19 protein-coding genes are annotated in these 24,166 nt (G+C 34.5%); 7 read left to right on the forward strand and 12 right to left on the reverse strand.

The features are described 5' to 3' along the window. The first annotated feature begins 323 nt into the window (after positions 1–323). The 5 genes from pta to BM296_RS13535 all read left to right on the forward strand — a co-directional run bounded on the left by pta (position 324) and on the right by BM296_RS13535 (position 4,758). A complete protein-coding gene (pta, locus tag BM296_RS13515; protein ID WP_091903647.1) occupies positions 324–2,417 on the forward strand; it encodes a phosphate acetyltransferase in 2,094 nt (697 codons plus the stop codon). Positions 2,418–2,427: 10 nt separating this feature from the next. Further along, positions 2,428–3,612: an acetate/propionate family kinase gene (locus BM296_RS13520; protein ID WP_091903648.1), complete on the forward strand. Its 1,185-nt coding sequence runs from the start codon at positions 2,428–2,430 to the stop codon at positions 3,610–3,612. Positions 3,613–3,820: 208 nt separating this feature from the next. Beyond that, on the forward strand, positions 3,821–4,150 hold the full coding sequence (locus BM296_RS13525; protein ID WP_027067647.1) for a YtxH domain-containing protein: 330 nt from the start codon (positions 3,821–3,823) through the stop codon (positions 4,148–4,150). Between the two features lie 3 nt (positions 4,151–4,153). Beyond that, entirely contained in the window at positions 4,154–4,498 is a 345-nt protein-coding gene (locus BM296_RS13530) for a phage holin family protein (protein WP_091903650.1), read from the forward strand. Between the two features lie 2 nt (positions 4,499–4,500). Next, positions 4,501–4,758, forward strand: a complete 258-nt coding sequence (locus BM296_RS13535) for a DUF6327 family protein (protein ID WP_027067649.1) — start codon at positions 4,501–4,503, stop codon at positions 4,756–4,758. A gap of 170 nt (positions 4,759–4,928) precedes the next feature. Here BM296_RS13535 and BM296_RS13540 read toward each other — a convergent pair whose 3' ends face one another. Then, positions 4,929–6,026 carry a site-2 protease family protein gene (locus tag BM296_RS13540; protein ID WP_091903814.1) on the reverse strand — a complete coding sequence of 366 codons (1,098 nt, stop codon included), beginning with the start codon at positions 6,024–6,026 and terminating at the stop codon, positions 4,929–4,931. Positions 6,027–6,140: 114 nt separating this feature from the next. On the opposite strand from BM296_RS13540, the gene BM296_RS13545 reads away from it, so the two are divergent. Beyond that, positions 6,141–7,076 (forward strand): 1-phosphofructokinase family hexose kinase, encoded by a 936-nt coding sequence (locus BM296_RS13545; RefSeq protein ID WP_091903652.1) that lies wholly within the window; start codon positions 6,141–6,143, stop codon positions 7,074–7,076. Positions 7,077–7,113: 37 nt separating this feature from the next. Here BM296_RS13545 and BM296_RS13550 read toward each other — a convergent pair whose 3' ends face one another. The 6 genes from BM296_RS13550 to BM296_RS13575 all read right to left on the reverse strand — a co-directional run bounded on the left by BM296_RS13550 (position 7,114) and on the right by BM296_RS13575 (position 18,339). Next, on the reverse strand, positions 7,114–8,418 hold the full coding sequence (locus BM296_RS13550; RefSeq protein ID WP_091903654.1) for a TolC family protein: 1,305 nt from the start codon (positions 8,416–8,418) through the stop codon (positions 7,114–7,116). Position 8,419: 1 nt separating this feature from the next. Further along, on the reverse strand, positions 8,420–11,500 hold the full coding sequence (locus tag BM296_RS13555) for an efflux RND transporter permease subunit (protein ID WP_091903656.1): 3,081 nt from the start codon (positions 11,498–11,500) through the stop codon (positions 8,420–8,422). After that, the gene (locus tag BM296_RS13560) at positions 11,500–12,579 is read right to left on the reverse strand and encodes an efflux RND transporter periplasmic adaptor subunit (RefSeq protein WP_027067654.1); all 1,080 of its coding nucleotides are present in this window, start codon (positions 12,577–12,579) and stop codon (positions 11,500–11,502) included. The genes BM296_RS13555 and BM296_RS13560 overlap by 1 nt, the downstream gene beginning before the upstream one ends. A 356-nt stretch (positions 12,580–12,935) precedes the next feature. After that, on the reverse strand, positions 12,936–14,732 hold the full coding sequence (locus BM296_RS13565; RefSeq protein WP_027067655.1) for a ribonucleoside-diphosphate reductase subunit alpha: 1,797 nt from the start codon (positions 14,730–14,732) through the stop codon (positions 12,936–12,938). Beyond that, on the reverse strand, positions 14,733–16,007 hold the full coding sequence (locus tag BM296_RS13570) for a ribonucleotide-diphosphate reductase subunit beta (protein ID WP_091903658.1): 1,275 nt from the start codon (positions 16,005–16,007) through the stop codon (positions 14,733–14,735). A gap of 418 nt (positions 16,008–16,425) precedes the next feature. Beyond that, positions 16,426–18,339 carry an endo-beta-N-acetylglucosaminidase gene (locus BM296_RS13575; protein WP_091903660.1) on the reverse strand — a complete coding sequence of 638 codons (1,914 nt, stop codon included), beginning with the start codon at positions 18,337–18,339 and terminating at the stop codon, positions 16,426–16,428. A 197-nt stretch (positions 18,340–18,536) separates the two neighbouring features. Between BM296_RS13575 and BM296_RS13580 the strand changes: the two genes are divergently transcribed. After that, a complete protein-coding gene (locus BM296_RS13580) occupies positions 18,537–18,896 on the forward strand; it encodes a hypothetical protein (RefSeq protein ID WP_091903662.1) in 360 nt (119 codons plus the stop codon). A gap of 2 nt (positions 18,897–18,898) precedes the next feature. On the opposite strand, the gene BM296_RS13585 is transcribed toward BM296_RS13580, so the two are convergent. The 5 genes from BM296_RS13585 to BM296_RS13605 are packed head-to-tail and all read right to left on the reverse strand — an operon-like array spanning position 18,899 to position 24,160. After that, positions 18,899–19,537, reverse strand: coding sequence for a Pycsar system effector family protein (locus tag BM296_RS13585; protein WP_218157889.1), 639 nt, complete (start codon positions 19,535–19,537; stop codon positions 18,899–18,901). Between the two features lie 9 nt (positions 19,538–19,546). After that, a complete protein-coding gene (locus BM296_RS13590; RefSeq protein WP_091903666.1) occupies positions 19,547–20,788 on the reverse strand; it encodes a cation:proton antiporter in 1,242 nt (413 codons plus the stop codon). A 10-nt stretch (positions 20,789–20,798) separates the two neighbouring features. Beyond that, a complete protein-coding gene (locus BM296_RS13595) occupies positions 20,799–22,748 on the reverse strand; it encodes a thiamine pyrophosphate-dependent enzyme (protein ID WP_091903668.1) in 1,950 nt (649 codons plus the stop codon). A gap of 18 nt (positions 22,749–22,766) precedes the next feature. After that, on the reverse strand, positions 22,767–23,423 hold the full coding sequence (locus tag BM296_RS13600; protein ID WP_091903670.1) for an NAD(P)H-hydrate epimerase: 657 nt from the start codon (positions 23,421–23,423) through the stop codon (positions 22,767–22,769). A 2-nt stretch (positions 23,424–23,425) separates the two neighbouring features. Further along, complete coding sequence (locus BM296_RS13605) at positions 23,426–24,160, reverse strand: hypothetical protein (RefSeq protein WP_091903672.1); 735 nt, start codon at positions 24,158–24,160, stop codon at positions 23,426–23,428. Between the last annotated feature and the right edge of the window lie 6 nt (positions 24,161–24,166).

The following is a 24,166-nucleotide window of genomic DNA, read 5'->3' on the forward strand; positions in this document are numbered from 1 at the left end:
GAATCGAAAGTAGTGTAAACTACTTTCGATAAAAATGACAATGCTCATACCTATTCTATGAGCATTGTCATGTTTAAATGAGCCTATGGTAATTAAATTTGCCTTTGTTTATTTAGTTATAATTCAGATTTGAAAACTTAAAACAATTTAAATTAACCTTGTTTCAAATAAGAAAACGAGACTGTTGTCGCAATAACATTACTTATATTTATATCTAAAACCTTATAAAATTTAAAATAATCTAGAACTTTAAATTTAGTGTCAGATTTTAACAAGCACACCTTATTTTTAAAGGTTTAATAAACACATATAACCATTAACACGTGAGTAAAGCTATTTATATTGTCACCACTGAACCCAATAGTGGAAAATCAATTGTCTCATTGGGCCTTATGCAACTCTTATTGGGCAAGACAGCAAAAGTTGGCTATTTCAGACCTATTATTGACGACGTTGCAAATGGAAAAATCGACAATCATATTGATACGGTTTTGAGCTACTTTAATGTAGATATGAAGCCAGAGGAGGCATACGCATATACGCGTAGTCAAGTGGTACAATTAAAAAACCAGGATAAAGACGATGAAATTGTTGGTCATATCATTCATAAGTACAAAACCATTGAAAATAGGTTCGATTTTGTATTAGTTGAAGGAACAGATTTTTCTGGAGAAGGAGCCATTATTGAATGGGACATCAACGTACTCATAGCTAAGAATTTAGGTATTCCAGCGGTTATTCTTGCAAGCGGAAAAGGCAAAACATTAGATGAATTATTAGGCAATTTGTACATGGCCTACGATTCATTTATGGAGAAAGGCGTTGAAGTTTTATTGATTATCGCCAATAAAGTTCAGCCAGAAAATTTGGATATCGTTTCTAACGGATTAAAAGAAAAATTACCTAATAATGTATTAGTAGGGACCATTCCAACTAATAGCATATTAGGTAGTCCTACGGTAAAAGAAATAGCTCAAGAGTTGGATGCTAAAATTCTTTTTGGTGAAGATTACGTGAATAATCAAGTAGCCGGTTTTAGTGTTGGTGCAATGCAATTACGTAATTACATTACCCATTTAAAAGAAGATAGTTTAGTTATTACCCCAGGTGATAGAGCAGATATTATTCTAGGCGCGTTACAAGCCAATATCTCTACTAATTATCCAAAACTTTCAGGTATTGTTCTTACGGGCGGCCTACTTCCTGAAGAATCTATCACAAAACTAATTGAAGGACTTTCAGATATAATTCCAATACTTTCGGTTGCCGGCGGTACATTTTCCGTAACCAATAGAATTGGCACCATTAGACCTCGTATTTATGCGGATAATAAAGAGAAAATAGTTACCTCTATTCAAGAGTTTGAAAAGCATATTCCTACTAAAGAATTAGCAGAACGCTTAATTACATTTAAGGCAAAGGGAATTACCCCTAGAATGTTTCAATATAACCTTCTTCAAAAAGCTAAGTCCACAAAAAAACATATTGTTTTGCCTGAAGGGTTAGATGAACGTATCCTTTTAGCCACAAAAAAACTAATTGATGCTGATGCCGTATCCATCACCTTGTTAGGTTACAAGGAACAGATTAAAGCTAAAATAATGGAATTGGATATCGATTTGGATATTGATTCTATAACTATTATTGATCCTACTACATCTAATCAATTTATTGAATATGCCACCACGTTATTTGAACTAAGAAAACATAAAAATGTCAATTTAGCCATGGCTAAAGATTTAATGGAAGATGTTTCTTATTATGGTACAATGATGGTGTACAAAGGTCATGCAGACGGCATGGTGTCTGGCGCAGTGCATACTACCCAACACACGATTCGACCAGCACTTCAATTCATTAAAACTAGACCAGATGTTTCAATAGTTTCTTCCATTTTCTTTATGTGTTTACCTAATAGGGTAACTGTTTTTGGAGATTGTGCCATTAATCCTAACCCAACAGCAGAACAATTATCTGAAATTGCTATTTCCTCTGCCGCAACAAGCGCAGCTTTTGGTATTGAGCCAAAAATAGCCATGTTATCTTATTCATCTGGTGCTTCCGGAGTTGGTGAAGATGTAGATAGGGTACGTAAAGCCACCGAAATAATTAAAGAAAAAAGACCTGACCTTAAAGTAGAAGGTCCTATTCAATATGATGCCGCGGTTGATGCTAAAGTAGGACTAAGTAAATTACCAGATTCTGAAGTAGCCGGACAGGCAAGTGTATTCATATTCCCTGATTTAAATACAGGTAATAATACCTACAAAGCTGTACAACGTGAAACCGGAGCTTTGGCAATAGGTCCAATGTTACAAGGGCTAAACAAACCCGTTAACGATTTAAGTCGTGGTTGCACCGTAGATGATATTTTTAACACCGTAATTATAACTGCAATACAAGCACAAGGATTTTAAACCAATTTTCATGAATATTTTAATTATCAATTCCGGTAGTTCTTCTATAAAATATCAACTTTTAGAAATGCCTTCGGCAAAGATTATTTGTCTTGGATCAATAGAACGTATTGGGAGTAAAGAAGCTATTTCATCCTATAAAACAGACCACGTTAAAATTGAGAAAATTTATGAAATTAAAGATCATAAAGCGGGCTTAAAACGAATTACGTCCCTTCTACTCGATAGTGAAAAAGGGGTAATAAAAAGTACAGATGATATTGATGCTATTGGGCATCGTGTTGTACATGGCGGTAGTAGCTACACAAAAACTACTTTAATAAATGAGGAAGTAAAGAACAAGATTAAAAACCTTTCTCCTCTAGCTCCATTGCATAACCCCGCTAATTTAGAAGGTATATTAATGGCTGAGGAAATATTTAATACCTCTAAGCAATTTGTTGTTTTTGACACCGCTTTTCATGGAACAATTCCCGTTAAAGCAAAACAATATGCAATACCAGGGGAATTGTATAAAGAAAAAGGAATTCAGGCTTACGGATTTCATGGTACCAGCCATAAATATGTATCTGAAAAAGCTATAGAATATCTAAAACTCAAAAAATCAAAGCTCATATCGATTCACTTAGGAAATGGATGCAGCATAACCGCAATTAAAGACGGAAAAAGTTTAGATCATAGTATGGGCTTTGCTCCTTCTAACGGACTTGTGATGGGTACCAGAAGTGGAGATATTGACCATTCTATCATTTTTTACATGGTAGACACTTTAGGCTATAGCATAGATGATGTTAAGGAACTCTTGAATAAAAAGAGTGGTATGCTAGGTCTTACAGGTTATAATGATTTACGTGATATTGAAAGCGAGGCTAGTAAAGGTAACAATGAATGTATTATTGCTTTAGAAATGAATGCTTACCGCATTAAAAAATATATTGGAGCTTATACAGCTATTATGAACGGTTTAGATGCTATAATTTTTACAGCAGGTATCGGTGAAAATTCAAGCTTAATGCGTCAATTAGTTTGTAAGGATATGAGCTATTTCAATATTCATTTAGATGATGCTAAAAATGATTTAAGATCATCTACAATTCGTGAAATAAATACAGAGAATTCTAAAGTAAAAATATTGGTGATTCCAACTAACGAAGAATTAGAGATTGCAAAGCAAGTTTATAATTTAATAGCCTAAATACCACTAAAATTATCTTTTCGGGTACCATTATTTCACCTCTATTCTTAGGCTTGTCATCAGGTCTATGACACCACAATCATTCTCATAAACAGCAATTTACCTAAAACATAAATTGCTGAATATGATGTATGTCATATCCAAATCGTTTTTTAGTACTTAAATTTATTATGGAATTAGAATTTCATAATAACTAAAAACAAATATCATGCAAAACGATAGTGGAAATGTATTACTAGCTCTTTTAACCGGAGCTGCAATTGGTGCAGGTATAGGTATTCTCTATGCTCCAGAAAAAGGCATTGAAACCCGTCATAAAATCAAAAGAAAAGTAGAAGATACTAGTCATGATTTAGCTGAACGTGTTTCACATGCAAAAGATGAACTTACTAAAACAGCAAATGAAAAGAAGGATGCTTTTGACAGAAAACTAGATGAAGCTATTTCTACTATGAGCTATAAAGCGGATGATATTATTGACAAGTTAGAACGTAAACTTGAAGATTTGAAAGCTAAGAATGCTCAACTAAACAAATAAGCCATGGCTTTTGAAGAATTGAAAAATGACCTCATGGGGCTAAAAACCGAAGTGGGGTCATATATTGAACATAGCGATGAATACTATAGGCTTAAAATTTTTAAAGTCCTATCAAAGAATATCACAGGTTTACTAAAATTTATTCTAATTGGCGTAAGCTCACTTTTTGCATTGCTTTTTGTTTCATTCGCAGCATGTCTATGGCTTTCCGAGGTATTGAACAGTTATTTTAGCGGGTTTATACTAGTAGCTGGCTTTTATATTCTTATCGCTATACTACTCTATCTTTTTAGAGAACAGCTTAATAGACCCGTACTTAAAAAATTATCTAAATATTATTTTGACTGATTATGAGTAATCAATACCATTCTTTTAAAGAAATAGATGAGCGATTGAAGGTTCTTAATCTAAGGCGTCAAATTGACGAAGAGAGCATTAAACTACAATTCAATCAAACCAAAACTGATCTAGTTCCACGTCAAATAAGACAAGGTCTAGGAATCAATTTTTCTCAAAACAAAACTGTAAAAAGTTTGTTAATCACTTTCCTATCAGGTAAAGCACTAGATTTTATTCGTAGCAAACGAAAGCATAAAAATGAAGATTAGCATCTATTCAGTATTTATTTATTACTGAATTTTTTTTTATTAAAAAACTGATAATTTTAAAACAGGAAGATTGAAAAATCTAGGGAAATAATTCTCTTGAGAAATTCTATCCTTTATATTCCATTTATTCTAAAGGTTAATATAAAATAGATTAGTTAGTGACAGTATATTTACTCAACCTTGTCTAAGCTCGAAGTTTTAATTAGTATAAATTCGCTGATATTCGTTGTATCTATAGCTCCAACAAGCAGACCGTTTTCCACTACTGGGTAAAAATTATTCTTTTCTTTACCTATCATTTCCAATACTTTACTAATTTTCATTGAAACATCTACGGTCTTAAATTTTCTCTGCATAATATCACCAACTATCATTGATGGTGTCTTTGCATTTTTAATAACATCTTTTTGGGTCAGAACACCTATAATTTTCTCGTTCTCTACTACTACAAAGTCCTTTTCATTACCTGCTAGTAGAATAGTAATTACTTCTTCTACACTATTGTTAGCTTGTAATTTTGTGATATTAGTTAGTGTAGCCTCTTTTACCAAATGTCCTTTTAGCAAATCTCCCTGTTTTACCATTTGATTCTCACCGTATGCACCAAGAAATATAAAAAGAGCAATTAAAATTAAAAAGGGATTAAAAAATAGACCTAGTACGAAAAACACAAAGGCTAAACCTTGTCCAATACTTGCAGCAATATCAGTAGCAGAAACACGACCGAGTTTAAAAGACAAAAGTGCACGTAAAACGCGACCTCCATCCATCGGAAAAGCAGGAATTAAATTAAAAACTACCAACATTACATTGGCTACAAAAAGGTAAAATAAAAAGTTTTGAAATGTTGCCTCATAAAGCATCTCCTCTAGGACTATTGAATCGAAATTGAAATAACTTCGTACAGGTACAACTAAAAAGAGCAACAAAGCAATAACCACATTTACCGCCGGACCTGCCAATGCTATTAATAATTCTTGAGCAGGTTTTTCTGGCATTTTTTCCAATGTTGCTACTCCACCAATTGGCAATAACAAAATATTCTTGGTATTTATACCAAACTTCTTTGCAGTCAAGGCATGCCCTAGTTCATGAAGTACCACACAAAAGAAAAGGACTAAAATAAGTGCTTCATTTAAAAGAATTCTATTTAGACCACTACCCTTCTGTATTTCTAGAAATGCTACCCAAATAAGTAACAGCGTAAATGTCCAGTGAACTTCTATATCAATGCCTGAAATTTTTCCTATTCTGAAAACACCTTTCATGTCTATTAATTTTAAACTAAGGTATTTGAGAACATGGTTTTTACAAATGATATTTGTCATAGCAGTAGCTAATTCATCAAATTATATTTGATACAAATCATGAATAATATTAGCATGAATAAAATTATAACTCTTACTGTAAATCCCGCTATTGATAAAAGTACCACTGTGCAAGGAATACGACCCAACAGCAAATTAAGATGTAACACCCCTGTATTTGAGCCTGGTGGCGGCGGAATTAATGTTTCAAGGGTAATTCAAGAATTAGGAGGTACATCTCTGTGTATGTATTTGGCCGGTGGACCAACGGGAACACATCTGCAAAATCAACTAACAGATCTGAATATTGTACAGCAAGTAATACCTATTGATGGATGGGTACGTGAAAACCTTGCTGTTACCGATACCATGAATAACGAACAATATCGTTTTGGAATGCCAGGTCCTATAGTTCAAGAAAGTGAGTGGAAAAACACCTTAGTACAATTAGACGCTATACTATCTGAAAATGATTTCTTGGTAGCAAGTGGAAGCCTTTCCCCAGGAATGCCAGCTGATTTCTTTGCACAAGTTTCTAAAATAGTAAAGAAGAATAAAGCCAAATATATCTTAGATACTTCAGGTGATGCTTTAATAAAGGGTGCTAATGAAGGAGTTTACCTTTTAAAACCTAATTTAGGTGAGTTAGCAACACTATGTGGACTTAATGAAATATCATATGTTGAACTTGAAATTGTCGCCAAGAATTTCATTAAGAACAACCCTTGTAAGATTTTAGTTATTTCAATGGGACCTAAAGGAGCAATGATAGTAGCAGATAATAAAATAGATTATATAAAAGCACCTATTGTCTTTCAAAAAAGTACCATTGGTGCAGGTGATAGTATGGTGGCCGGTATGGTCTTAGCTTTAGCACTAGGTAAATCCATACATGAGATGGCTTCATTTGGTGTTGCTTGTGGTACTGCGGCCACAATGACCGAAGGCACACAACTATGCAAAGCAAAAGACGTAAAAGAGCTTAATAGATGGATTCTAGAGAACTCTTGAATGTTAAGTTTCTTTAAATATAACCTCTAGTGTTTTTCTAAACATCTAAATTACCAGATAATTGTTTTAAAATTATCTCCGATAATTTTGCTTGAAACTTAGCATTGCTAAAACGAACCTTGGCATTAATATAATTTAATTGTGCGGTTCTAAACTCTAGAGTGGGTATGATACCAATTCTATATTTTTCAACAGTGATATCTAAGTTCTCCTTTGCAATTGCCTCATTGTTACCTTCTAGCTCAATAAGACTGATGTTCGTTAAATAGGTTTGATAAGTTGTATTCAAAAATGACAATAACTCTTGTTGCTGCTCTTCAATAGCAACTTCTGCATTTTGTAATTCTAACTTGCTAATTTTTTCATTCCTATTTTGTTTGAAACCATCAAAAAGATTCAATGTAGCCCCAAAACCATAATTAAAACCTCTAGAATTTGAACTAGTTGTAAAACCAAGACTAGATTCTGAACTTCCAAAATTATACCCGGTAGTTGCATAAATGGTAGGGTATCTTGCCGCACGTACTTGTTTTAGCTCCAACTCACTTATTCGTTTGCTAATACGTTCTGCATTCAATTCAGGATTATTGGTTACTACCTCCGTTTCCAAATTAGGCAATAGCAAACTATCATCTACAAAAATTTCTGGTACAGCTATGAAATCTGTCTTTAAATCTCTTGCTAATTGTCTATTCAATTCAATCTTGGTATTGGCATACAATTCCTTTTGACGTTGCATCAATGTTTGATCCGTATTTAAATCTACTTGTGCATTTAGCACTTCTAATTTTGAAGCTTTACCAATTGTAAAACGGTTCTGAGCCAGTTCTACACGTTGTTTTGAAATTAGAATAGTACTATCTAAAGCAGATAATTGCTGTTGCTGTTGCACCAAGTCGTAATACGTTATCATCACCTCTCCTACCTTGGTAAGAATCACCTGTTTCAATTCTTGCTCACCTAAATTTTGATTCTGCTTTAGTTGCTCATAATTAGCGAACATACTTAAGCCATCAAATAAAGTCCAGTCTAATGCTACACCATATGAAAGGTTATTATTCTTGGCATTGTCTTGTTCAACTTGCGAACCATCAGAGCGGGTTTGTGAAAGGTTTTGAACACTATTGGTATCATCAATACTAGCTTCTAAAGTTGGTAGCATACCCGCAAAACCAGGACTTACCGATAGAGAATCTATTTTTAGATTATTACCTGCGGTAATTATTTGATAATTATTCTCAACTGCGGTTTTAACTGCATCTGTAATAGTAAGTACCTCTTGCCCAAAACAATTAAAGGCAATTAGACATACTATAATCGTTATGTATTTTAAATTGTTCATGTTATAATGTTTCTAGCGCTTTAAATTCTGGTCTTTCTACTTTCTCTCTTGACCATAACATATAAAGTGCTGGTATAACAAATAAGGTTAGCATTAATGAAAACATGGTGCCGCCAATAATTACTACACCCATTCCTATTCTACTTGTAGAGGCTGCTCCTAATGACAATGCTATAGGCAATGCACCTAATGCAATAGTTAAACTGGTCATTAAAATTGGTCGTAATCTAGATTCTGATGCTTTTAAAATAGCTTCTCTTTTCTCTAGACCTTGCTCTCGTAATTGGTTTGCGAACTCTACGATGAGTATACCATTTTTGGTCACTAGACCAATAAGCATTATGGTACCTATTTGACTGAATATATTCCAAGATTGTCCAAATAACCACAATGAAAATAGTGCGCCGGCAACTGCCATTGGCACTGTTAAGATGATAATAAATGGATCAATAAAGCTTTCAAACTGTGCGGCAAGTATTAAGAATATAAGTAATAAAGCCAAGCCAAAAGCAAACAATGTATTAGAACTACTCTCCACAAAATCTCTAGACTCTCCTCCTAAATCCGTTGTAAAAGATTCATCTAAAACTTTATCTTTTATACGCTCCATGGCTTCAATTCCATCATTAATGGTTTTTCCAGGTGCTAAATTCGCAGAGACCGTGGCAGACATGTAACGATTATTATGGTATAACTGTGGCGGACTACTATGTTCTGATGTTTGTACCAAATTATCTAACTGGATCAATAAGCCATCTTTATTCTTTACGAAAATGGAAGTTAAATCCATAGGTGCATTTCTATCTTCTTTATCAAATTGCCCAATAACTTGATATTGCTTCCCGTTCATTAAAAAGTATCCGAAACGTTGCCCACTTAATGATAATTGTAATGTTTCTGCGACGTCAATTACAGAAACACCTAAAGTCTCAGCTTTTTCGCGATCAATGGTCACGTAAATTTCTGGCTTATCAAATTTTAGATTTACATCTACAAATGAAAAGGTTGGTTCCTTCTCTGCTTCCGCCATAAAAGCTGGGATATTCTCTTCTAGTTTTTTAAAATTTTGAGCTTGTATTATAAATTGTATCGGAGGACCTCCCCTTCTGTTTACTGATATTGTAGGTCGTTCAGATACGTTTGATTTTCCACCCACGTATGCTTTAGCCCATCGTCCTAAATCTTCGGCAATTTCATGTTGTGATCGCTCTCGTTCACTAGGATCTACCAAAGCAATGTTTGCCCTACCACTATTTACAGATGATGAACCAAAACCAGGCGAAGTCAGCACTAAACTTACTTTTTTCTCAGGAACGGAATCATTGATTAATTCTGTAATATCTGTCATTAAACGGTCCATATATTCATATGACGACCCCTCTGGAGCATTTACATTTAACCGAATAAAACTACGATCATCATAAGGCGCCGTTTCTTTTGGTAGTAGAATATAGAATAAAGCAATAAGACCTAGACAACCAACAAGTATCGGAAAACTTAGCCATTTGCGTTTCATAAAAACACGTAACGATTCTGCGTAAGAATGATTCATTTTTAAGAAATACTTCTCCGTTACGTTGTAAAATTTTGATCGCTTCTGCTTTCCTGGCTTAATAAGATAGGCATTCAGCATTGGTGTTAACGATAATGATACAAATGCGGATATGAGCACTGCAGCACCAAGTACAACACCAAACTCCCTAAAGAGCCTACCAACGAATCCTTCCAAGAATATTACCGGTAAGAATACCGCTGCCAATGTTATGGATATAGAAATAACCGCAAAGAATATTTCGTTTGATCCTTTTATAGCAGCTTCAATAGGGCTCATGCCCTCTTCTACCTTCTTATAGATATTTTCTGTTACTACTATACCATCATCCACTACAAGTCCTGTAGCTAAAACAATAGCCAATAACGTCAGTACATTTATAGAATATCCAAATAGCCACATGACAAAAAATGTAGCAATTAGAGAAACAGGGATATCAATTAATGGTCTCATTGCCATTGACCAGTTTCTGAAGAAAACAAAAATTACTAGAATAACCAATATGATGGAAATTAGCAATGTCTCGGCAACCTCTGTTACCGCTCTTCTAACAAATACGGTATCATCTATTACTATATTTAATTTAAACCCTTCGGGTAAGTCTTTTTTAAGCTTTTCATACTCCTCATAAAAGGCATCGGCAATTTCTAAATAGTTTGTACCAGGTTGAGGAATAACCGCTGTGGCCACCATTGGCTGACCAGAATCACTCATTTTGGTTTCCATGTTCTCCCCTTCTAACGAGGCTTGACCAATATCACTTAAACGAACCAATTTTTCATTATCGGCCATGATAATGATATTATTAAATTGTTCTTCAGTATTTAAATTACCTATGGTCTTTACGGTTAATTCGGTATTATCACCAGTTAATTTTCCAGATGGCAACTCTACATTTTGAGCCAATAGAGCGCTTCGAACATCGGCTACCGTTAGACCATATGACGCTAATTTTAAAGGATCGATCCATAGGCGCATGGCGTACCTACGTTGACCCCAAATTTGCACGCTACTTACACCTGGTATAGTTTCTATTCTTTGTGCAATTACATTTTCGGCATAATCGGAAAGTTCCAGTATATTTTTACCGTCACTCTGCACGGTCATGGAAAGTATACGTTGCGCATCGGCATCTGACTTTGAAACCACTGGTGGTGCATCTAAATCATCGGGCAAACTTCTAACCGCTTGGGAAACCTTATCCCTAACATCGTTGGCTGCATCTTCTAAATTCTTGTCCAAATTAAATTCAATACTAATAGAACTTGAACCTTGAACACTTGAGGAGGTAATATTTCTAATTCCATCAATTGAATTAATGGCTTTTTCTAATGGCTCTGTAATCTGAGATTCAATAATATCTGCATTAGCGCCCGAATATGTAGTTCTTACCGATACTTGGGCGGGATCAATGGAAGGAAATTCACGGACACCTAAATATGTATACCCTATAATACCAAATAGCACTATAGTAAGGTTCAATACAATGGTGAGTACCGGTCTTTTTATACTTAAAGTGGATAGATTCATTATTCTGCAAAATGTTTTTCAGGTTGCTCTAAATCTATATTTACCGGTGTTCCGTTTTTTAAGGCCATAACACCATAGGTTAAAATGGTATCGCCAGCCTTCAAACCTGTTAGTACACGTACTTCATTACCTGTACGAGCGCCTATTTTTACGTCTATCTCCTTTGCCATTCCATGGTCTGAAATAAATATACGTTTTCCATTTTGAACAGGTATCAGCGATTCTGATGGTACCATTAATGCATCATCTATACTTTCTAACGGCAACATTACATTTGCATAGGTGCCAGGGTATAGTTTCCCTTCTTTATTCTCTGCTATTGCGCGCATCTTTAATGTTCTTGTTGCTATTTCAACTTCTGGTTCAATAGCATAAACTTCCGCTTCATACTCGGCTGTTGAATCTGAAGTAGTAAAAGTTAATTTAGACCCTATAGTAACTTGAGAAGCGTATTTTTCTGGAATTGAAAAAGTAATTTTTAATTTACTGGTGTTGATCAATTTGGCTATGGGTGTAATTGGTGTTACATAAGTTCCTTTAGAAATGGCCCTTAATCCTATAGTACCTGAGAAAGGTGCCCTAACTATTGTTTTGGATAATTGCGCTTTTATAAGTTGAGACTCTGCACTTGCAGATTGAAAATCTGCGCTAACAATATCATACTCTTCTTGGCTAATAGCTTGTTTTTCTAGTAGTAATTTAGCGCGACGCTCATTTTCAGATGCTAACTTTTGAGCTGTTTGTACCTTAGATAATTGAGCTTGTAATTCAATATCATTTACCTTAAATAATATTTGCCCTTGATTTACTTTAGCACCTTCTTGAAAGTTAATACTTTCTACTACTCCAGATACTTCACTTCTAATCTCTATTTGTTCATTGGCTTCAACGGTACCGGATAGCGAAATGTTATCGTTGAATTTCTGGGGATACAGAACCAATCCTTTAACTGTTGTTGCTTTGGTTGTTTCTGATGATGATTTTGGTTCTCCTATTTCGCTATTTGCATTAACGCGGTAGACAATTAGCGCGATAATTCCAATTAGCAAAACACTGTAAACAATGTATTTTGTTTTCATAGGGTTTGAGGATGGAATTTGGTTGTTTGGTTACTAACAAATCTAAACCTAATCACCAATTTTGGGTATATATTAAGTCATATTTAACAAGGTTTTAGCACCTTTACCCTCTCCTTTAACAGAAAACATGATTTAATGCAAACGAAGCATTTCTATTTGACAACAAAAAAATAAAAAGGATTAATTAAACTGAAAATTTAACATAATCTTCCTATTTAATAGGGTTGTAATAAATTCAATAATTTGCTTGCCTTCCCCATTAAAACAAAAAAATCTGGTGTATTAGAAAAGTAATGATACTTTGCTAATACACCAGATGCACTATATATTACAACTATTTCTAGTTTCCTAAAGTCTTATGCTTCACAACTAGCACAATCTTTCTTTTGCTTAAATTTTTGTGCTGCATTCATACTATGTTGGTAGTACAATGATTTCAAACCTAATTTCCAAGCAGTCACGTGAATTTTATTAATCTCTTTCACCGGCATGTCTGGGTGAACAATAATATTCACTGACTGACCTTGATCAATATGATTTTGTCTGTTTGCCGCCTGATAGATAATATCCATCTGATCAATTTCAGAATATGTTTTAAATACATCTTTCTCCAAGTCTGAAAGGAAATCTAAATGTTGTACAGATCCATCATAATCACGGATACTATGCCATACTTCTGTAGTATTCATTCCTTTTTCCTCTAAAAGCTCTACTAAGAAAGGATTTCTTATCGTAGTTTTTACTTTTGCAATATCCTTCACATATGTATTTGACCAAATTGGCTCTATACCCTGAGAAACCTGACCTAATATGAATGCAGAAGATGTAGTTGGTGCAATAGCGTTCAACGTAGCATTTCTTCTTCCATATCCTTTTAATACTGCAGGCTCACCAAATTTATCGGCTAACTCTTCTGAAGCAGCATATGACTTTTCTTTTATTGTTTTGAATATCTCACTATTCAAGTTATATGCTTCTTGACTATTGAAAGGCAACAATTTAGATTGTAATAAAGAATGCCATCCTAATACACCTAAACCTAATGCACGGTTATCTTTTGCAAAGTTATAAGCACGCTCCATGAACATGAACGTTTGGCGATCCTCACGACTTTCAGAATCACGGTATGCTTCTAATTTTTCACAGAATTCAGTAATTACAGCATCTAAAAAGAATACCATTGTTTCTACAGCATCAGTATCTTTCCATTTATCATAATGAAGAACGTTTACAGAAGATAATACACATACAAACGACCATTCGTCACTTGATGGTAACATGATTTCTGTACAAAGGTTACTTGCATGAATTTTGTGTCCTTTTTCCTTGTATACATCCGAAGCACCGTTGTTCGCATTATCTTTAAAGAAGATATATGGGTACCCCATTTCACCTCTTCTCTGTAATACTTTTGCCCAGATAGAACGCTTTTCATTATCACCATCTACCATTTCTTGCATCCACTCATTGGTAACCGTAACACCATGAGTAAGCTCTTGAATTGGGTTACCTTCGGTACCTATCTCTAAGAATTCTTTAATATCTGCATGCTCTACCGGTAAGTATGGTGAAAAACGACCACGACGAACAGAACCTTGGCTTACTACATCTACCATAGATTCAAAAAGCTGCATAATATGTACAGCACCTGAAGCTTTACCATTATTTTTTACCTCTGCCCCTCTATGTCTAATGTTACCAAAGTAACCAGATGTACCACCACCTAATTTAGACATCATACCTACTTCAGATTGAGTATATAGAATATTACCCATATCATCAGATATGTTAGAACCAAAACAACTAATTGGCAATCCTCTTTCTTTTCCGAAATTAGACCAAACTGGTGATGCCAATGAGTAAAAACCTTCACTCATGTAACCGTAGAACTTGTCTGAAAAACCAGGCATGTTCAATATTTTTTCTGCTCTATCAGCAATTTCACGAATACGAGTTTCTGCAGAAACCCCTGGTGATAAATATCCAGAACCTAGAAAGTTACGGCTATCTTCATTTAACCATTTAAAACCTTCTTCTTTGTCCTTAACTAAACTTTTTAAGGCTTCTTTTCTAGCTTGTACCAGCTCGTTAGAACCATTCAGTTTTGTTTCTTCTTGTATGCTGCTCTCTAAATTAATTTTTGAATCGTTCATTTAAAATAAGTCGTCACTGGTTATACTTTGTGTTCTTTTGCTATAGTTGATAGAGCGTTTTACGAAGAAATCGCCATGTTTTGTTCCGATAATTTCATCATCGAACCATTCTGTTTGCGATAGTAATTCTTCGTCAACGTCAAATATTTTTTCGATTCCAATACTTTCTATAGAATCGTTAAATCTCTTTTTAATGAATTCTTTCACTAATTTCTTAGGTAAGAAATCAATTTCACCTGCCTCAAAAATCCAATCTATAATATCACTTTCCGATAAGAATGCCTCTTTACACATTTCTTGTACCGTACCGTGAAATTCTTTATTAAACCATGTTGGGTTTTCATCCTTAATAATATTTATGATATCAATACCGAAATCTCCATGAATCTGCTCTTCTTTAGAAGTAGCCTCTACTACATTAGAAATACCCTTGAACATATTCTTGTGCTTATTAAAAGCCATGATTATCAAGAACTGAGAAAATAAAGACACATGCTCTATAAATAAGGAGAACAATAAAACCGACTCTGCATATTCTTGATTGTTCTCACTCTTAGAATTCTTAAGAGCTGTCTCTAGATAATGAACCCTTTTCATGATTACAGGCTTCTTCTTCAAGTTTTTAAACTCTTCGTTCAACCCTAAAATCTCTAATAAATGTGAATAAGCATCATGATGTCTAACTTCACTTTCAGCAAAAGTTGCACCTACCGAACCAATTTCTGGCTTAGGCATTTTATGATAGATATCTCCCCAAAAACTTTTAACTGCAACCTCTATTTGAGAAATTGCCAACATGGTGTTCTTTATCGCATTTCTCTCAATATCATTTAACCCTGTTTTAAAATCTTGAATATCACTTGTAAAGTTGAATTCTGTATGGATCCAATATGAGTGTCTTATTGCCGATACATATTCATATAATGCCGGGTATTCATATGGCTTAAGATTAACACGCTTTTCAAAGATATTAGACTTTCTTCTTTGTGCTTGTTCATTTCGATAAAGGATATACCCCTTGGCTACATCGAAATAACCACCTTCCATTAATTTATTTTCCACAAAATCTTGAACCTCCTCTACTGTAGGAATATAATTTGCATCCACTTGCTTTCGTTCTAAAAGAGCTAAATGAACATTATTTGATATTACTTCAGCTTCACCAGGACCACCATGTTCAACAGCCGTCATAGCCTTTAAAATGGCATTAGTAATCTTGTGTAAATGGAAGGGTTTTGTAGTAAAATCCCTTTTAATGACTTCGGATATTTTCATGTTAAAAAAAAGTTAATGATATACTTTATTAGAGAGGTATAAAGGTCAAAAATAAATCGTCTTGATTTCATGTTTTACCAATTAAGCTTTTAACATGGTTATCAACAATTGTATTTTTAGACCAAAAACGAAGAAATCAAAAAAAGCAATAAACCCTTTTTAAAAATTTGATTTTCAACTACTTAAAACCCTATATCTGAAGAAAAATATGAGATCAAGATTAAAAATTATCCTTAAAAATTATTTTGAGAATTATTTTTTTTATGATTGATCATATGAAAATATTAAAAATAACGTACTATTAAACTTAAGCTAAATTTTAACAAATTCAATCTTAAATCTTAACAGGTTTCCTCTCAATTAAATAGCAGAATCTACATGAACCGAAGCATCAGATCTTCACCCGCTTATTCAAGTTTTAGTTTTTAGAAACTACGAGTACTTTACGTACTATTTTTCCTGTTTCACCACCTAAATTGACTGATTGAATTATTAAATTAATTTTTCCATTTTTTGTAGGTATTTCAGGAATATAGAAATCTTGTGACGGTGTTTTACCTAACCACACTTTTTCATTATTGGCATTTAAATAATAGATATTATGATAAACATTTTCTTGAATTTCATTAAAATGAATATACAATTCAGCCTTATTATCTTCTACAAATGTCTCTGCAATAAATGATGAAGTAGTCGGTTTTAATTCTTTCTTATTATATAAAGATATCTCCCCAAGAAATGCACTACCCTTTCCTTTTGTTATTATTCCTATTTCTGAAATTTGTACTTTTTTATTTCTCTGAACAGAATAAGTACCTGTACTCCATGTACTAGTTTTCTTAATTGGAAAAGTTACTATTTCTCCATTAGATAATTTGCAATACAGTTCCAAACTTAAATTGTCGGTGGTTTTTGATACAACCTGAACTTTTACAGATTTGTCAAGTTCAATTTTTGTTTTGTATAATGGAATTTCGGCATCTTGAATACCTTCAAAGAACAAACTGCTACCACCTACATAACTATCATTAAAATTAATTGTAGCCTTAACTTTTGTACTATCTACTTGAAATTGCCATGTTGGCAATACATCTTGAATACTCAGGTTATGCCATTCCTTATTAGAAATGGTTTTCCCATTCTCATTATAGAACTTTCCTAGACCGTAATTAAAATTCGATTTAAATGGCAATTCATTTATTACGCTACGGGGAGTAAAATAATCTGAGAAGCCCAACCAAGTACTTTTTCCAAATCTTGTTTCTTTGGTAGGTCCGCCATTCCAAAACTTTTGCTCATTACTATATACATCTTCCGGAGTCTTTGTTTCTGATATATCAAACGTAGAATTAGACCAATATAACCCAACGGAAGTATTATTAGGTTGTCCATTTTTATATAACATATCCCATTTTACTGGAGTCTTATAACTTTTAGATTGAATATCTATACCTGCAAACAATTCCCACTCACTTCTTCCTAACTGCTGCGCCAGAGCTTTACTATCCTCTAAATTAACTTCGTTATACCGGAAGTTAATAAAGAATACATCAGACATATTGATATCGTCATTCTGGAAATACATTTGATTATGGTTATTTAGCTCATCTTGCCATATTACCCTAGAGTCATCAATCATAGCATCATACCAAACCAATTTTAAGGTGGATTGTTCTCTGTAATACTTTATAAACTGCTGCATTAACTCGCCCACATCTCCTTTTAAATCATATGTTTCTTGATTTATGAACCATCCATCAAAATTATAAGTATTTTCTACTTCAATAAGTTTATCTGCTACAGGAAAGCTGCCATCATCATTTTTCACAAGAAACTCATAAACCCATTCCTCTTTACCTCCATATACATTAGGCGGAAAAAATACAGTACCTATACTCTTCACTCCATTTTTATGTGCAGCATCTGTCCAAAAAGCGGTTGGTGGTACAATGATTCCCTCATTTGCTGAACCTCCCCATTGCACAAAATAATCTATGTATTGCCAGAATGGGAATGCATATTGTTTAACGGTAGAAAAACCTTGAGATGGATGAAAGTTGGTTGTATGTGGCGCCATTAATGCTATGATACCCGGAATCTCTTGAGTATCTGCATTCAAATTAATACTATCATTTACAAAACGATTTGCCAAACCAACATGACTTACATTAAACTTAGCGTCCCTATCGTTTTCAGGTGACCATTTTAAAAGTTCTTCCACAAACCAATAAGAAGAATATGGTTGGTTTTTCTTATACTGTTGTTCTTGTGCCTTGATGTTAAATCCGCACCAAAAAAATAATATTACAAAATACATGGTTACTTTCTTCATGGTCGTTGTCAGTTTAATTTAAAGTCTAAAGATTGTTCTTTTCTGAAGAATCTACAACTCTACTGGAATTATACAAAGTTCAACTTTAGATGAAAAAGAATATTAAAACATATTCGGAACATATAAAGTGTAGACTTTACTATAAGGTGACCTAAAAATGAAATTTTCAATACTTTCGCCATTTAATTGAATGCCATATGAATATTGAAGAATTAGTTGGTTCGTATACTATTATTGGAAGCAACCAAGACGGGGAATCGAATGTATACAAAGGGATGCTGTTATTATCTCTAGATGATAACAAGAGAATTATAGCAAAATGGACTATTAATAAAACGCAGAAACAAACAGGCACAGGATTCTTTAAGAATAATATTCTGGTTATAAACTTTAGATATTCTGGTGAAGATCAAAATGTTTATAAAGGTGTTGCCGTATACCAGTGCCTCAGCAAAGATATTCTAGACGGTTTTTGGTCTGAGAAGCATGGAAATCCGCTTTTCTTAGGAGAAGAGCGTTGTTTTAGAATTAAAACGAATATTGAACTATTAGATTAAGACTACATAGCAAACATGATATGGCAAGCAATAAACCCTATCACCGCCAAAATAATACCTACTAAGAATATATGAAAAGATATTCTTAGTAGTTTAAACTTTCTATCTGTAGTCTTCCCTAAATGAAACGTATCTCTTGCAATGGTTTTGTAAAGTTCGTCTCCCTTATACATTAAACTCGTTAGCCCTTCGGTATACTCTTCTTCATTCATGGTATTAAAATTACCGTAGAACAAAAGGTTATTAGTCCCCTTATCTCCGTGCGTAAGTTCTGGTCTGGTAGCAAATACCGCATATGCTATGGAAATGAGATTAGTTCCCAACATTATAATTGCCGGATATATAAGATGCGGGTCTTTATCTAACTGACTTAATACGGTTCCCAGGATTATTGATAAAATAAGTGCGTTGATGGAAATAAGAATATTCGATTTTCTATCGATCATCGCGTTCAAAGTATACTGATTTTTAGATACCAAACGAAACAAAGTTTCTGCACCACGTTCTGAACGAGGTTCAACTTTTGCTAGTTTCTTCTTCAGTTCTTTTAGTTTCTCTTTATCAATACCCAATTCGGCAATCAATTGCTTATCAATCGCTTTTTCCTGCTTTTTTATTACTTTTTCTGATTCATCCATCATTAAATAGTTTTACTCGCTATATATTTTCTTTGCTACTTTACCAACACTTAATCCTTGTACGAGTACCGACACCAGTACAACAACATAGGTTATGTACAATATTATTTCTGCGGAAAGGTCTTCTGATAAACTAAGTGCCAGCGCTATTGATATACCACCGCGCAAGCCTCCCCAAGTTAAAATAGCCACTGTTTTTATAGGTTTACTTTCTTCATGTTTTAGTAAGCTATACGGTAATAATACCGATATAAAACGAGCCAAAAGTACCACGAATATAGACAAGAAGCCTAATGTTAGATATAACGAATCAAATTTAAGAAGGTGTATCGACAACCCTATTAGAACGAATAGAATAGCATTAAACACTTCATCTAGAACTTCCCAAATATTATTCAGCATTTTGCGGGTCATTCCTTTATTTGATGCTATATTAATTTTATTACCAATGACCATACCCGAAACCACCATAGCCAAAGGTCCAGATACATGAAGTATTGAGGCTATTGCATAACCGCCTATGACAATGGCTAAACTTATTAAAACTGCCAATTGCGGATTTTCATTAATAGATTTAATAACTCTATATCCTATATAACCTAAAATCAAACCGTAGACAATTCCACCAACGGCTTCCATTAAAAATAGCTCGCCAATTGCACTACTTACGGATTCATTGCTATTTTCATCTAAGCGTGCTACAATCAACAAACCAGAAAACACAACAACACCAATACCGTCATTAAACAATGATTCGCCTTCAATTTTTACTCCCAAACTTTTCTGAATATTTGCCTTTTTCAAAATTGACATTACCGCTATGGGGTCTGTTGGCGAAATTAATGCTCCAAAAAGTAAAGCATGTATTAGTGGTAATTCTATACTTAAAGATTGAGCAAGATAATAGGTTAAAAAACCGACTATTATAGTGGAAATAAGTACTCCGAATGTTGCAAACAATAGTATGGATTTCCGCTCTTTTTTTAGATCATCTATATTAACATGTAAAGATCCTGCAAAAAGCAAGAAACTCAACATACCGTCCATTAACAGACTTCTAAAATCTGTATTGATTACCACATCGCAGAAGTAAAGATAAAATGCAGGAAATATATTTTGAGTCAATGTAATTAAAACGACCGTTGACAAAGCTAAAATCATTAACCCTATGGTTGATGGTAACTTTAACCACTTATAGTTAACGTAACTAAAAAAGGCGGCAATTAAGAATATGATACTAAATGATTGAAACATGTTTTCTTATTTAAATCAAACTAGCGTCAGTGATTATTTCCAGTAATGCCGGACCATCGTATGCTTTTAGTTTTTCTAAAGCAGGTATTAATTCTTCTATTTTGGTAACTCTAATACCAAGTGCTCCACAATTCTCTGCATATTTTGAAAAATTAGCATTGTGTAATGAAGTTTTCCAAACATCCAACTCAGCCGCTTTTTGCTCCTTTGAAATTTTACCGATTTCCGAGTTGTTTAAAAGCACATGCTTAATGTTCATATTGTATTTCACCAAAGTCATCATATCACCTAAATACTGACCAAAGCCACCATCACCGGAAACTGACCAAATAGGTCTTTCGTTTCCTTGAGCAGCCCATGCTCCCATTGCCGCTGGCAACGCAAAGCCTATAGAACCTAAGTAACCGGACATTAATACAGATTGATTTTTAGGTTCAAAATAACGACCAAAAGAATAGGTATTGTTACCAACATCTACGGCAATAACAGCGTTTTCTGGCACTACTTTGTTCATAGCATCAAAAACGGCTATTGAACTTAAACCAACTGTACTTTCATCTTGTAACCTACTTGATTTTTCTTCTTGCCAAATCTGCCATCTTTTGGCAATTTCTGGGCGTCTATCTACCGTATTTATTTTTCCTTCGGTTTGTTCTTCTATAATGGTCAAGGTTTCAGAAATCTCTCCCCATAGGGCAGCATCAACTTTATGAAATTTACTTAGAGCTGCTGGGTCATAATCTACCTGTATAATAGGTTTTTTAGGCGTAATACCTGTATGATTAGAAAACGATGCTCCAAAGACAATCAATAAATCACTTTCGTTCATAAACCATGAAGCTATGGGCGTTCCACTTCTACCAAGTACTCCACAACCTAATTCATGATGGTCAGAAATTTGCCCTTTTCCTTTAAAGGTGGTGATTACCGGACATTTTAATTTTTCAGCAAATGCGATTATAGCATCCATTTGAAAACGAGCTCCATGTCCTACTATAATTGCAGGTCGTTCTGAATCTGTAATCATACCTACTGCTTTCGCTACCATTTGTCTTGGCGGTGAAATATTAAAAGGTGTAATTCTATCTTCTGGAGTCTGTGCCTTTTCGTTATCTGGCTTTGGCATAAAGGCTACCTCATCTGGGAAAGTAACATGAGACACATCTCTATTAATCAATGCGCTTTTAATCGCCAAGCTCATTAATTCACTATGCTTAGAGTTTTGTTGTATACTATGGTTAAAATTGGCTACGGTTTGAAAAGCACCTACCAAATCCACCTCTTGAAAGGCACCTGTTCCCAGTACTTGTGTATTTACCTGACCAGAAATAGCCAGCATTGGTGAACGATCTACCTTAGCATCCCACATACCTGTGAACATATTGGTAGAACCCGGACCTGCAATACCAAAGCAAACTGCGGGTTTCCCCATTAGTTTACCATAAGCAGATGCCGCAAATGCTGCAGCACCTTCGTGGCGTATTCCAAAAAATCTAAAATTTCCTTTTTCTTCTTGACGCATCATGGCATCGGCAACCCCTAGGTTTGAGTGACCAACCATACCAAAACCAGTATCAACACCCCAATTTATCATGGTTTCTATCATCACATCAGAAATAGTTTCTGCGTGCTTGTCTTCCTCTTCAATACCCACAAAAATTTCATCGCCTTCTTCCTTTGTTGGAAATGTTTCAATACCATCATCAAAACCACCTGGCGGCACACCGGTACATGGGTCAAAATCCCAACCGTGCCACGGGCAACGTAACAATCCATTTTCAATAGAACCTTCGCCCAAAGGACCACCTTGGTGCGGACACTTATTATCTAGTGCAGAAAATTTGCCTTTAAAATGTGTTAAGCAAATACCTTTATGAGCAGCAGTAACGGTCATTACACGACCTTCTGCCAATCTCTTTTTATTATCTAACACTTTATGCCAAACTACTTTCTTTTCCATGGGTCGGTTCTTTTTAGGTTATTTAATCTTTATCAATTGGTGTTCTTTAAAATTTGGCATTTTTATATTAAAATGCTCATAAACCGATTTTGGAATTCCTAAATCAGCCATAAATACTCCTACTTCGCTTGGTAATTTTTCTAAAATAATTTTAGGAGCTGCCAAGGTCATTACTTGGTTTGCCTTAAACCCTAACAATTCTCCATCTGTAGATATACCCACAGGAATATCCAATGAAATTCTATATGCCGATGATGCGTTGGCTAATGCAATACTTTTTACAAATGCCTCTGAAAGAGGCAATCTTTGAGAGAATCCGAGATAGGCATCTACCCAAATATCAGTGGTTTCCAGGATGCCTTCTTTTGCCCCAAATAGCAATGCTCTTTCTAATTGTGCTTTTGGCAGGTCTTTGGTAATAGGTACAACCAAATCTAAATTCACATTAAATCCCCAAGCAGCAAGTCTACGAGCAGCTACTAGTCCGCCGCCGCCATTGTTTCCATTACCAACGCCAATAGTAATTACAGAGGTCTCAGTTGCTTTTTTTGCGATTAATCTTGCTAATTGAAGCCCTGCATTTTCCATCATCAATTCAATGGACAGGTTGTATTTTTCAACTGCCCAATAATCCATTTCTTTAAAGGCTTCTAAGGAAAGACTGGTTACCTGCATATTTACTTTTTATAGGTGTTAATAGCTTCCGTAAAAAACTGTACCGCTTGTTCTTCATTAATATTTGTAGCTGGTAAAACTGCTCCTTTGAATCCTTCATTTTTCCACTCGCCTAATGAAAGTGAATCAAACTTAGAAGTATCTAAACCACTATGACCTTTGTATCCGCTGATATAAAAATAGTGTTCAGTGACCATCGTATCGGGTACAGCTAAACCAAAGCCTATAGACAAATCATCAGAAATTACAACATAAGCACCCGAATCAAAATGATGGGGCCAAATACGAATGTCTGATTCTAAACCATTTACGGCAAGTGTTTTTTCTAAACTAGATTGCGTCAGGGATCTTAAATCCGCAAGTTCCTTTAATTTAGACCCATCTAGTACAAAGGTGAAAGAATCATCAATTGAATATGGCAGGTCGTAATGAAAATCATAGGTATATGTCTTACCCAAAAATGAATCTGCAGAATTCGTTAACCATTCCAATACTTGTTGATGGGTTTTTCCATCCAATGCAAAAGAAGCTTTGTTCTTAGGAGAATCCCACTCCAAAGAAAAGGTGTTGTAGTTTAAAGTAAGAACGTCTCCGTCTGTTGATAACGGGTGCGTTTCAAGACGTTGTTTATCAATTGACCATCCAAGATTAGTGTGACTATCATCTGCCTTCTTCTCTACAAAACTTATTCCTGCTGCAGCTAAATATTGTGCTGCTAAATGCATCATTTTTTCCATTTATAT

Origin of the sequence: Maribacter stanieri (assembly GCF_900112245.1) — a bacterium.
Classification (GTDB): Bacteria; Bacteroidota; Bacteroidia; order Flavobacteriales; family Flavobacteriaceae; genus Maribacter; species Maribacter stanieri.